The organism is Rhizobium hidalgonense, assembly GCF_002914525.1.
Lineage (GTDB): Bacteria > Pseudomonadota > Alphaproteobacteria > Rhizobiales > Rhizobiaceae > Rhizobium > Rhizobium hidalgonense.
The window spans coordinates 1-12399 of the sequence record NZ_LODW01000067.1; the positions used below are offsets into that span (position 1 = coordinate 1).

The following is a 12399-nucleotide window of genomic DNA, read 5'->3' on the forward strand; positions in this document are numbered from 1 at the left end:
CAGCCAGTTGACCGAATGGACGTTGACCGGGGCGGCGACCCATTTGCCGTCATAGACCGAGAACTTCTGCAGCGCCGCCGGCACCGATTTGTCCCAGCCTTCCTTCTTCGCCGTCTCGGTCAGGTCGCCCATCACACCGGCCTGGGCGTAATCGAGCACGGTGTAGCCCAGCATCTGCGAGGCCGTCGGATAGGTGCCGGCCGCCACCATCGCCTTCAGCGCCGTCATCGCCGCATCACCGCCGCCGCCGGCAACCGGCACGTCTTTCCAGGCAAAGCCTTCCTTCGACAGATCCTGCTTCAGAACGTTCAGCGCCGCTGCCTCGCCGCCTGACGTCCACCAGTGAAGCATCTGAACCTCTTTTACGTCGGCAGCCTGCGCCGCACCAAGGCCAGCCATCATCACGACGGCAATGGCCGCCGAGCTCAAAAACTTGCGCATGAATTTCCTCCCATTGAAATCGGCGGCGGGCCCTCCCTGCCGCCCGATGTTTTCCACCGTTCCGGCGGTCGACATCGGCCGCACTCCTCCGCGCGGTTGCTAATTTAAAACGTTATAAGCCTCTGATCGTCAAGCCCTTTCTCGACTCCCGAGAAAAATATGCCTATTTCGATATCCTATTGAATTTTATGTATATTATTGATTTGGCTAACAGATCGCAAAAATTTAAAACGTTTTCATTCCTCGATTGCGCGTCCGAGTCATCGTGTTATTGTATCGCCAATTCCAGCACGGAAAGCCGAAAGTGACCGAACCGTCCCGGCCGCGACGCGGCGAAAATCTCGATATCACCCATAAGCGCGGCAAGCCGACCTTGCGGACGATCGCCACGATCGCCGGCCTTGCGGTGACGACGGTGTCACGCGCCCTCTCCGATGCGCCGCAGATTTCACTGGAAACCCGCCAGCGCGTGCACCGCATCGCCCGCGAGATCGGCTATCTCCCAGATCGGGCCGCGCAGCGCCTGAAGACCGGCCGCACCAATGTCATCGCCATCTTGCTCGATTCGCACGAGGAAGTGGTCGGTTTCAGCACCTCGATCATGTACGGCATCGCCAAGGCGCTGAAGGAAACCTCCTATCACCTCGTCGTCGCCCCGAACTTCCTGTCGACGACCGATGTCGAGGCCGCCGAATATATCGTCCGCAACCACCTTGCCGACGGGCTGATCTTCACGCGGACCGAACCGCTCGATGCCCGCGTCCGCCTGCTGTTCGAAACCGGCTTTCCCTTCATCTGTCACGGCCGCACGGAATTTTCGACGCCCCACCCTTATGTCGACTACGACAATTTCACCTTTGCCTACGAGGCGACACGCCGGCTGATTGCGAAGGGCCGTAGAAAGGTGGCAGTGATCCTGCCGCCGAAAAGGCTGACCTTCTGCCAGCATATCCTGCACGGCTTCATGACGGCGGTGCGCGAAGCCGGCATTGCCTATGAGATCCCCGAAACGGTCGATCTCGACACGCCGGCGGATGTGCTGCGCGATTGCATCTGCAGCCGCGCCGCCGCCCCGGATGCGCCCGACGGCTTCATTTGTCCGGGCGAAGTCTCCGCACTCGCCGTCATCAGCGGCATGAGCGACGCCGGCCGGACACTGGCTGTCGACTACGATATCGTCGCCAAGGAAACATCCCGCCTTCTCACCCAATTGCAGCCGAAGGTCGACACCATTCACGAGGACCTGACGGCGGCGGGCGAGGATCTCGGGCGCATGCTGCTGCAGCGCATCAACAACCCCGACGCCGAAGACCTGCATCTGCTGCTGCCGCCGCAGATCAATTTCCCGATCGGCTAATCCCTCTGAAGCCTATTCCCAACAGGCGTGATTTGCCCTAGAAGCACGCCGTAATCCGGTCGCAGCCCACCCGGTCAAAACAAGGGATCCAAAATATGAAGACTATTGTCGTCTGCTCCGGCGGACTCGACTCCGTTTCGCTTGCTCACAAAATAGCAGCGGAACAACAGCTTATCGGCCTCGTCTCCTTCGACTACGGCCAGCGGCATCGCAAGGAACTCGATTTCGCCGCCCGGTGCGCCGCACGCCTTGCTGTTCCCCATCATATCATCGACATCGCCACCATCGGCGGCCATCTCGGCGGATCGGCCCTGACCGACAATGTCGAGGTCCCGGATGGCCATTACGCCGAGGAGACCATGAAAGCCACCGTGGTGCCGAACCGTAACGCCATCATGCTGGCGATCGCGTTCGGCTTGGCGGCCGCGCAGAAGGCGGATGCCGTCGCCGTCGCCGTGCATGGCGGCGACCACTTCATCTATCCCGATTGCCGGCCGGGCTTCATCGACGCCTTCCAGCATATGCAGAACGAAGCTCTGGACGGTTATGCCAGTGTCAGACTGCTCGCACCCTATGTCGATGCTCCCAAAGCGGCGATCGTGGCCGACGGCGCGAAACATGCGACACCGTTTGTGGAAACATGGTCCTGCTACAAGGGCGGCAGGCTCCATTGCGGGCGTTGCGGAACCTGCGTCGAACGCCGCGAGGCCTTCCACCTTGCAGAGATTCCCGATCCCACCGAGTACGAAGACGGGGATTTCTGGAAGGCAGCGGTGTCGCAATATTCCGCCGCGGAGGTGCGTTGATGTACCGCATCACCAAGGAGTTTCATCTCTCCGCCTCGCACCAGCTGGACCACCTGCCCGCCGATCATCAATGCGCCAGGCTTCACGGCCACAACTATATCGTGGTCGTCGAACTCGCGGCCGAAAGCCTCAATGACGACGGCTTCGTGCGCGACTATCACGACCTCTCGCCGCTCAAGCGCTATATCGACGAGGCGCTCGATCATCGCCATCTGAACGAGGTCTTCGGCCATTCGAAAGTCACATCCGAGTTCCTGGCAAAGCACTTTTACGACTGGTGCAAGCAGCGCTTCCCGGAGACATCGTCCGTCCGCATCAGCGAGACGCCGAAGACCTGGGCGGAGTACCGGCCATGAGCGCAGGGACCATTCGCGTCAGTGAGATCTTCGGCCCGACCATCCAGGGCGAAGGCGTTTTGATCGGACTGCCGACAGTATTCGTCAGGACAGGCGGCTGTGACTATCGCTGCTCCTGGTGCGATAGTCTTCACGCGGTCGACAGCGCCTACCGGGATCAATGGATTCCGATGGCGGTCGATGCGATCTGGCAGGAGGTGACGAGGCTTTCCGGCGGCAGGCCGATGACGATTTCCCTTTCCGGAGGCAATCCGGCGATCCAACCTCTGGGGCCGCTGATCGAGCTCGGCCATTCCCAGGGATACCGCTTCGCGCTGGAAACGCAGGGAAGTGTGGCCAGAGACTGGTTTCGCGATCTAGACGTCCTGGTCTTGAGCCCCAAGCCGCCGTCGAGCGGAATGCTGACCGATTGGGGTGAGATCGACAATTGTCTACGGCATGCCGCCGGCGGACCGGAGATCGCATTGAAAATCGTCGTCTTCGACGACGTCGATTACGCCTTCGCGCAACGGGTGGGCGAGCGTTATCCCTATATTCCCTTGTTTCTCCAGCCGGGCAACCATACACCGCCGCCGCCTGATGACGACGACGCCCGCATCGATATCGATGGCCTCATGGACAGGATGCACTGGCTAATCGATAAGGTAACCGCCGACGGATGGTTTGCCCCGCGCGTGCTGCCGCAGCTGCACGTGCTGCTGTGGGGCAACAAGCGCGGCGTGTGAGCCGGTCTATCGTTCCGGAAAGGCGAAGACATCGACAGGCTCTCCGAGCCCGCGCAGCGGGAAGGTGCCGAGACTGTCCATGTCTTTCGCGCAGCTTGCCATTTCGACGAAGGCCCGCGACAAGAGCACCGGACGCTTGACCTCCTTGGTCAGGCTTTCCAGCCGCGAGGCGACATTGACCGCCGGGCCGATGACGGTGAAATCCAGCCGGCGGCGCGAGCCGATATTGCCGTACATAACATCGCCGACGTGCACGCCGACGCCGTAGCGTAGCGGCTCGCGCCCCATGCGCACATGTTCCTTGTTCAACTCGGCCATCGACGCCTGCCCCTCGCGGATTGCCTGCAGCAGATCGAGGCAGGCCGTTTCCTTGGTCAGCGGGAAGATCGCCAGCAATCCGTCGCCCATGAACTTCAGGATCTCGCCGCCATAACGCTCGATCGGATCCGACATGGCGTCGAAATAGTCGTTCAGCAGGTGGATGACATCGTCGCGCGGCCAGAGATCGGAAATCGCCGTAAAGTCGCGCAGGTCGCAGATCATGATCGCCGCGCCGACGGTTGCGCCGCTGCCGCGCGTCGTCACGCCCGACAGGATCTGCTCGCTCGCATGCGGCCCGACATAGGTCTGCAGCAGCGTGCGCGCCATGATGTTCTTCAGCCTGATTTCGCTGACCAGCGTCAGGGCCGGCAGGAGATCGCGCAGGAAATCGACATGTTCGCGCTCGAAGCCACCCGGTCGGCTGGTGGAAAATGTCACGACATGCCGTTTGCCGAAGGTGTGCTCGACCGGCCAGGCGATATATTCGGTCAGGCCGTCGTCATGCAGTTCCTGATAGAATGCATCCAGGTCACCGTCGGCTGCGCCTTCCAGCCGTTTGCGCAGCTCCTCGGCACCCTGATGGATCGCATTGATCGGACTGTTCAGAAACTCCGGCGTGTTTTCGACACCATAGGCGAATGTGTCGATCTTCGCCTCCGCAAGACCGTCCTTCCAGAGGATGCGGGCGCCGACCCATTGCGGATGGTTCGTGCGGAAATGCAACGTCGCCCGCGCCACCGGCACCCCCGCCGAAAGCAGCTTCCCGCACATTTCCACCAGGATATTGTCGATGAAACGTTCGCTGCGCGTCTCGTTCACTAGCCAGTCGAGAACCCGCCTTCTGCGGATCGGCCAGACACCCTCCTCCGCCTCGACGGCACTCCCGGCCTTGTTTGGAAAAGACGACATCAAAAACTCCCGTTACGCCAGATCACCCGAAAAGGACCGAACTCGATTTCCGCTGTATGTGGTCGACGGGCAAGCAAATGATAAGGGGAAACTGCGGTCAAACCTCAAAAATCCCAATCCTCGTCTTCGGTCGCCACCGCCTTGCCGATAACATAGGAGGAACCGGAGCCGGAGAAGAAGTCATGGTTTTCGTCGGCATTCGGCGACAGCGCAGACAGGATCGCCGGGTTGACCTTGCAGGCCTCGCCCGGGAAAAGCGCCTCGTAACCGAGGTTCATCAACGCCTTGTTGGCATTGTAATGCAGGAATTTCTTGACGTCTTCGGTCAGCCCGACGCCGTCATAGAGCGCCTCGGTATATCGAGCCTCGTTGTCGTAGAGTTCGAGCAGCAGGTCGAAAGCGAAATCCTTGATCTCCTGCCTTCTCTCTTCCCCGAGCAGCTCCAGTCCGCGCTGGAACTTGTAGCCGATATAATAGCCGTGCACCGCCTCGTCGCGGATGATCAGCCGGATCATGTCGGCCGTATTGGTGAGTTTGGCGCGGCTCGACCAGTACATCGGCAGGTAGAAGCCGGAATAGAACAGGAAGCTTTCGAGGAAGACGCTGGCAACCTTCTTCTTCAGGGGATCACCAGAGCGATACTGCTCCATGATCAGCGCCGATTTGCGCTGCAGGAATTCGTTTTCCTCCGACCAGCGGTAGGCATCGTCGACATCAACAGTCGAGCACAGCGTCGAGAAGATCGAGGAATAGGAGCGTGCATGCACCGCCTCCATGAAGGAGACATTCGAAAGCACCGCCTCCTCATGCGGCGTTACCGCATCCTCCATCAGCCTGATGGACCCGACACCGTTCTGGATCGTGTCCAGCAGCGTCAGCCCGGTGAAGACGCGGATGGTCAGCTGCTGCTCGGCCGCCGTCAGCGTCGCCCAGGAAGGAATGTCGTTCGACAGCGGCACCTTTTCCGGCAGCCAGAAATTGCCGGTGAGGCGGTTCCAGACTTCGAGATCCTTATCGTCCTCGATGCGGTTCCAGTTGATGGCGCGCACGCGGGAGATGGGCTTTACGGCGATGTTCATGGTGATTATGTCTCTCCATTAGATGCTAGCGTTCGGAGCCCCTCACCCTGCCCTCTCCCCGAGGGGCGAGGGGATGTCACGCCTGCCGCAGATGTCTTCTCCCTATCGGGGAGAAGGTGCCGGCAGGCGGATGAGGGGGCCACTCGCTTAAAGGCTCACGGCCGAAACCAAATTACAGCGTACAGGACACACAGCCCTGCACTTCCGTACCCGAAAGTGCCATCTGGCGAAGTCGGATGTAGTAGATCGTCTTGATGCCCTTCTTCCAGGCGTAAATCTGCGCCTTGTTGATATCCCTCGTCGTTGCCGTGTCGCGGAAGAACAGGGTCAGCGACAGGCCCTGGTCGACATGCTGGGTCGCCGCCGCATAGGTATCGATGATCTTCTCCGGCCCGATCTCGTAGGCGTCCTGATAATAATCGAGATTGTCGTTGGTCATGAACGGCGCCGGATAATAGACGCGGCCGATCTTGCCTTCCTTGCGGATCTCGATCTTCGAGACGATCGGATGGATCGAGGAGGTCGAGTGATTGATGTAGGAGATCGATCCGGTCGGCGGCACCGCCTGCAGATTCTGGTTATAAAGGCCGGAGGTCATGACAGCCTTCTTCAGCGCCACCCAATCTTCCTGTGTCGGAATATGGATGCCGGCCGTCTGAAACAGCGTCTTCACTTTCTCCGTCGCCGGCTGCCAGGGCTGGTCGGTATATTTGTCGAAATATTCGCCGGAGGCATATTTCGAGTTCTCGAAGCCCTTGAAGCTCGTGCCGCGCTCGACCGCCAAGAGGTTCGAAGCGCGGATCGCGTGATAGGTCACCGTATAAAAATAGATATTGGTGAAATCGACGCCTTCCTCCGAACCATAGAAGATCCGCTCGCGAGCGAGATAGCCGTGCAGGTTCATCTGGCCGAGGCCGATCGCATGGCTCTCGTCGTTGCCCTTCTCGATCGAGGGCACCGAGGCGATGTGGCTCATGTCGGAGACGGCCGTCAGCGCCCGGATCGAGGTTTCGATCGTCCTGCCGAAATCGGCGGAATCCATGGCTGCGGCAATGTTCAGCGAACCGAGATTGCAGGAAATATCCTTGCCGAGATGTTTGTAGGAGAGGTCGTCATCGTATTCGCTCGCCTCGCTGACCTGCAGGATCTCCGAGCAGAGATTGCTCATCGAAATGCGCCCGGCGATCGGGTTCGCCCGGTTCACCGTGTCCTCGAACATGATGTAGGGATAACCGCTTTCGAACTGGATTTCGGCGAGCAGCTGGAAAAATTCGCGCGCCTTGATCTTCTTCTTGGAGATGCGGGCGTCCGCCACCATCTCGCGATACTTTTCCGTCACCGAAATCTCGGTAAAGGGCACGCCATAGACGCGCTCCACGTCATAGGGCGAGAACAGGTACATGTCCTCGTTATTCCTAGCGAGTTCGAAGCTGATGTCGGGCACGACGACGCCGAGCGATAGCGTCTTGATGCGGATTTTCTCGTCGGCATTCTCACGCTTGGTATCGAGGAAACGCACGATGTCGGGGTGGTGGGCATTGAGATAGACCGCGCCCGCGCCCTGGCGCGCGCCAAGCTGGTTGGCATAGGAGAACGAGTCTTCGAGCAGCTTCATGACCGGGATGACGCCCGACGACTGGTTCTCGATCTGCTTGATCGGCGCCCCGGCCTCACGGATATTCGTCAGCGACAGCGCCACGCCGCCGCCGCGTTTCGACAATTGCAGCGCCGAATTGATCGAGCGGCCGATCGATTCCATATTGTCCTCGACCCGCAGCAGGAAGCAGGAGACGAGTTCGCCGCGCTGCTTCTTGCCGGCATTGAGGAAGGTCGGCGTCGCCGGCTGGAAACGGCCCGAAATGATCTCGTCGACCATGTCGCGGGCAAGGCTTTCGTCGCCCCGCGCCAAAGCCAGCGCCACCATGCAGATGCGATCCTCATAGCGCTCGAGGTAGCGCTTCCCGTCGAAGGTCTTCAGCGTATAGCTGGTGTAATATTTGAAGGCGCCGAGGAAGGTGGGAAACCGGAATTTCCTGGCATAGGCCTGGTCGAACAGGTCGCGGACGAAATTGAAGGAATACTGGTCGAGAACCTCCTGCTCGTAATAGCCTTCGGTCACGAGGTAATCGAGCTTTTCCCGCAGATTGTGAAAGAACACCGTGTTCTGGTTCACATGCTGCAGAAAATACTGCTTGGCCGCCATGCGGTCCTTGTCGAGCTGGATCCGTCCCTCCTCGTCATAGAGGTTCAGCATCGCGTTCAGCGCGTGATAGTCGAGTGTCTCCGCCGCTTTCAAAGGGCGTTCGGCAGCTGGATGAGCAAAAGTGTTATGCGGTTTTGCGCCCGCATCCCGCGTTAAAGGTGTTCCCGTGTCCAAAATCGCTCCATTCCGTCTTTGACCTTGGCGACATCCTCCTCGGTGCCCATGAGCTCGAACCTGTAGAGGTACGGCACCTGGCATTTGCGCGAGATCACGTCGCCGGCGAGCCCGTATGTCTCGCCGAAATTGCTGTTGCCCGCGGCGATCACGCCGCGGATGTGTCCTCGGTTCTCCGCATCGTTCAAGAAGCGGATCACCTGCTTTGGAACGGCCCCCTTTACGTTCCCTCGGCCGCCGTCGCCGCTATAGGTCGGCACGACAAGCACGAAGGGTTCGCGGATGTGGAACGCCTCTGCGCCGCCTGTCGGAATGCGTGCCGCGCGCAGTCCGAGCTTGGCGACGAAGCGATGGGTATTCTCGGATCGGCTAGAATAATAAACGATCAGCCCCATCGCCTTGCCCCGATCAGGAGAGCGCGCTGATCATGTCGGGACGGAAACCCGCCCAATGCCGCTCGCCGGCGATGACGACTGGCGCCTGCATGTAGCCGAGGCTGCGGACGCGATCGAGCGCTTCGGCATCCTGCGAGATATCCACGATGTCATAATCGACGCCCATGCGGTCGAGAGCGCGGTAGGTGGCAGTGCACTGGACGCACGCAGGCTTGCTGTAGACGGTAATGGTCATGATATTCCTCGTGACGACGCGATTGGGCGCAGGACATCGATCGGAAATCTGTCGATATCCGTCGAAAATTCTTCGATGATCTGAGCTATGCGGCCGTTTAGCCGCTGAGCATACTCCGCCCTCTACCTCTAGCGGGTGGCGGCCTGAACTGAGATGCTGACATGACTTCACCCCGAAGTAGCTCAATACGAAGGTTTCGGGGCGGTGGTTCGGGCCTGCGAAACGCGACGCGGAGATTCCCCGCAGCCATGCAACGCGACCTTCCGGACACCCCGCCCGTGGACGTTTTGCTCGAGGCAGGTCTCCTGGCTCACGGGTCAAAGCAGTCTGCCCCAGCCTTCCCGGAGCATCATGCTCCAGTGACCTGAAATCGGACAGTTGCTCGCCGCTTACAGTTGCGGGGGCAGCTCCGGCATTGCCGCACCATGATGGCGAAGCGCACCGAATTCCCGTCTTAGCCATCAATCCCTACGAATCGACGGAACCTCGAACACTATATATGGTACTCGAATCGCTGATGACGTCAACAAGTTGTTGTGGCGGCGCAGCAATGGCGGGGACGAATCGCCGTGCCTGTGTATGATGTGGATAACGAAGCGTTAACGGAAAAGCGCTGTGGAGAACTCATTTATAAAAGGGAGCCGGCAAAAGCCGGCTCCTCGAGATTGTTCGGAGATTTAAGCGCCCTTCACCGGCCCGTGGTCCGCAACACATGAGCGGCGGCGACCATGTTGACGAGTGCCGGACGCACCTCTTCCCATTTGCGGGTCTTCAGGCCGCAATCCGGATTGACCCACAACTGCCCGTCCGAGAGTCGCCCGCGGGCAAGCTGCATGAGCTCGGTCATCTCGGCGACCTCGGGAACGCGCGGCGAATGGATATCGTAGACGCCGGGGCCGATTTCGTTCGGATATTTGTAGCTTCGGAAGGCTTCCAGTAGCTCCATCTTCGAACGGGAAGTCTCGATGGAGATGACGTCGGCATCCATCGCGGCGATGGCGCCGATGATCTGGTTGAACTCCGAATAGCACATGTGGGTGTGGATCTGTGTCTCGTCGGCAACGCCGGTCGAGCACAGGTGGAAACTTTCCACCGCCCAGTCGAGATAGGCCTTCCAGTCCGCCTGACGCAGCGGCAGGCCTTCACGAAGTGCCGCCTCATCGATCTGGATCATCGCCGCACCCGCCTTTTCGAGATCGGTCACCTCGTCGCGAATCGCCAGCGCGATCTGCCGGCTGACATCTGCACGCGCAAGATCGTCGCGGACGAAGGACCAGTTGAGGATCGTCACCGGCCCCGTCAGCATGCCCTTCACCGGCTTTTCCGTCAGCGATTGCGCATAACGCCACCATTCCAGCGTCATCGGCTTCGGGCGCGAGACGTCGCCGAAGATGATCGGCGGACGGACATAGCGTGAACCGTAACTCTGCACCCAGGCATGGGCGGTGAAGGCGAAGCCTGAAAGCTGCTCGCCGAAATACTGCACCATGTCGTTACGCTCGAACTCGCCGTGAACGAGCACGTCGAGTCCGATCTCCTCCTGCCAGCGGATCGCCGATTCCGTCTCCTTTCTGAGGAAGGCCTCGTAATCGGAGCCGCTGATCGCACCCTTGACATAGGCCGCGCGCGACTTGCGCACTTCCGGCGTCTGCGGAAAGGAACCGATCGTCGTCGTAGGGAAGAGCGGCAGTCGCAACCGGTCGTCCTGAAGCGCTTTGCGCGCGAGGAATGCGCGACCTCGGCGTTTCATCCTCCCGTCGATGCCTGCCAATCGCACCGCAACTCCGGCGTCATGAACCCTTGAGGAAGAGGCGCGGGCAGCGACGGCGCGCAAAGACGCTTCAAGCGCACCGATAACGCCGCTCCGGTCCGCAGCACCGCTGCCGAGCACGGCAAGCTCGTCCAGCTTCTGCGTCGCAAAGGCGAGCCATGTTTTCAGCTCGCCGTCGAGCCCTGCTTCCAGATCGAGATCGATCGGCACGTGAAGGAGGGAGCAGGACGGCGCGATTTGAAGTCGATGTTCCCCTAACCTGGAAACCAGCGGCGCGATCCTGTTCAGGATGGCGTTTAGATCGGCCCGCCAGATGTTGCGTCCGTCGATGACGCCGAGCGACAGCACGAGACTATCAGGAGTCCTTTCCAGGAGAATCTCGACCTGCTGCGGCCCGCGCACCAGATCGACATGAAGGCCTGCGACCGGCAACTCAATTGCCGCCGGAAGATTGTCGCCCAAGTCGCCGAAATAACCGGCGAGCATGATCTTGAGATCCGGCACCACTTCGCCAAGCGCCCGGTAAGTCTGGTTGAGCGCGGCGCGCTCGCTGTCGGAAAGATCGAGGACGAGGCATGGCTCGTCGACCTGTATCCAGTCGGCACCTGCCGCACTCAACTCGGCAAATATCTTGGCGTAGACCGGCAGCAGCCGGTCGAGCAGCTCGACCGTGTCGAAGCCGGCCTCGGTGGATTTGGCGAGTTTCAGGAAGGTGACTGGCCCTAGAATGACCGGCCGCGTATGGATACTTAGCGCCTTCGCCTCCAGGAATGCCTCCAGCGGTCTATTCGCAGTCAGCGTGAACGCCTGGTCACGCCTGAGTTCCGGAACCATGTAGTGGTAGTTGGTGTCGAACCATTTGGTCATCTCCAGCGCCGGCACCCCGTGACCATGGTGGACATGGCCGCAATCGCCGTGATGGCTCTCGCCGGTCGAGCCGCGCGCCATCGCAAAATAGGTGTCGAGATCGACAGGACCGCCCTTCCAGCCATAAGCGGCCGGAATCGCGCCGACCATCACCGCGAGATCGAGAACATGATCATAGAGCGAGAAGTCATTGGAGGGGATGATGGCGATCCCCTTTTGCTGCTGCAGCTCCCAGTTCTCGGCGCGCAGCTTTTTCGCCGTTTCCAGGAGTGCTGCCGCGTTGCTCTTGCCGGCCCAGTAGCTTTCCAGCGCGAATTTCAGTTCGCGGTGGCTTCCGATCCTCGGAAAGCCGAGATTTGCAGTCTTGATGCTCATTTCCTTACCCCGAAGGTTATGGGCAAGGCACTGGCGAGACGCATCGACGAACGGACATGAAGGTACCGTTTCGCAGAAGGCGGCACACCGGGACACCCCGCCCGTGGACGTTATCGATCGTGGCAGGTCTCCTGACTTGCGGGTCGTTGCCACCGTCCAGTCTTCCCGGGCGTCTTTCCCAGTGACGTCAATTGGACGGCGGCTCTCCGCCTACAGTTGCGGGGGCAGCTTCGGATTGGGCGCTACTGCATAATTCCTGAAATCGGATTCCATTTCAGGATAAAATTATGCAGCAATTCAACACAGCGCCGCACCGAATTCCCTCTTAGCTCCGGACCGAACGATCCGCAGAACCACGATGCCGCGAGAATGCGCCCGCAAGCGG

General features: G+C 60.1%; 10 protein-coding genes, 1 pseudogene and 2 riboswitches. Of the genes and pseudogenes, 4 read left to right on the forward strand and 7 right to left on the reverse strand.

The annotated features are described in order from the left end of the window. A pseudogene (locus tag ATY29_RS21570) lies at nt 1–441 on the reverse strand (sugar ABC transporter substrate-binding protein); the annotation flags it as partial. A 304-nt stretch (nt 442–745) separates the two neighbouring features. On the opposite strand from ATY29_RS21570, the gene ATY29_RS21575 reads away from it, so the two are divergent. The 4 genes from ATY29_RS21575 (at nt 746) to queE (ending at nt 3685) form a co-directional block, all read left to right on the forward strand. Then, on the forward strand, nt 746–1798 hold the full coding sequence (locus ATY29_RS21575; protein WP_003566890.1) for a LacI family DNA-binding transcriptional regulator: 1053 nt from the start codon (nt 746–748) through the stop codon (nt 1796–1798). Nucleotides 1799–1893: 95 nt separating this feature from the next. Continuing rightward, nucleotides 1894–2604 carry a 7-cyano-7-deazaguanine synthase QueC gene (gene queC / locus ATY29_RS21580; protein ID WP_025417122.1) on the forward strand — a complete coding sequence of 237 codons (711 nt, stop codon included), beginning with the start codon at nt 1894–1896 and terminating at the stop codon, nt 2602–2604. Beyond that, nucleotides 2604–2960, forward strand: coding sequence for a 6-carboxytetrahydropterin synthase QueD (queD, locus tag ATY29_RS21585; protein ID WP_003566894.1), 357 nt, complete (start codon nt 2604–2606; stop codon nt 2958–2960). Before queC ends, queD begins: the two co-directional genes overlap by 1 nt. Further along, complete coding sequence (gene queE, locus ATY29_RS21590; protein WP_097537288.1) at nt 2957–3685, forward strand: 7-carboxy-7-deazaguanine synthase QueE; 729 nt, start codon at nt 2957–2959, stop codon at nt 3683–3685. The genes queD and queE overlap by 4 nt, the downstream gene beginning before the upstream one ends. A gap of 6 nt (nt 3686–3691) precedes the next feature. On the opposite strand, the gene ATY29_RS21595 is transcribed toward queE, so the two are convergent. The 6 genes from ATY29_RS21595 to metE all read right to left on the reverse strand — a co-directional run bounded on the left by ATY29_RS21595 (nt 3692) and on the right by metE (nt 12014). Then, nucleotides 3692–4915: an adenylate/guanylate cyclase domain-containing protein gene (locus ATY29_RS21595; protein WP_025417124.1), complete on the reverse strand. Its 1224-nt coding sequence runs from the start codon at nt 4913–4915 to the stop codon at nt 3692–3694. A gap of 104 nt (nt 4916–5019) precedes the next feature. After that, on the reverse strand, nt 5020–5994 hold the full coding sequence (nrdF, locus tag ATY29_RS21600) for a class 1b ribonucleoside-diphosphate reductase subunit beta (protein WP_097537289.1): 975 nt from the start codon (nt 5992–5994) through the stop codon (nt 5020–5022). A gap of 172 nt (nt 5995–6166) precedes the next feature. Then, nucleotides 6167–8371: a class 1b ribonucleoside-diphosphate reductase subunit alpha gene (gene nrdE, locus ATY29_RS21605; RefSeq protein WP_097537290.1), complete on the reverse strand. Its 2205-nt coding sequence runs from the start codon at nt 8369–8371 to the stop codon at nt 6167–6169. Then, nucleotides 8350–8766: a class Ib ribonucleoside-diphosphate reductase assembly flavoprotein NrdI gene (gene nrdI, locus ATY29_RS21610; protein ID WP_097537291.1), complete on the reverse strand. Its 417-nt coding sequence runs from the start codon at nt 8764–8766 to the stop codon at nt 8350–8352. Before nrdI ends, nrdE begins: the two co-directional genes overlap by 22 nt. Nucleotides 8767–8779: 13 nt before the next feature. Continuing rightward, nucleotides 8780–9001, reverse strand: a complete 222-nt coding sequence (gene nrdH, locus ATY29_RS21615) for a glutaredoxin-like protein NrdH (protein ID WP_025417128.1) — start codon at nt 8999–9001, stop codon at nt 8780–8782. Nucleotides 9002–9279: 278 nt separating this feature from the next. Then, nucleotides 9280–9505: riboswitch (cobalamin riboswitch) on the reverse strand. A gap of 184 nt (nt 9506–9689) precedes the next feature. Then, on the reverse strand, nt 9690–12014 hold the full coding sequence (gene metE / locus ATY29_RS21620; protein ID WP_097537292.1) for a 5-methyltetrahydropteroyltriglutamate--homocysteine S-methyltransferase: 2325 nt from the start codon (nt 12012–12014) through the stop codon (nt 9690–9692). 104 nt (nt 12015–12118) lie between these two features. Then, a riboswitch (cobalamin riboswitch) is annotated at nt 12119–12387 on the reverse strand. Between the last annotated feature and the right edge of the window lie 12 nt (nt 12388–12399).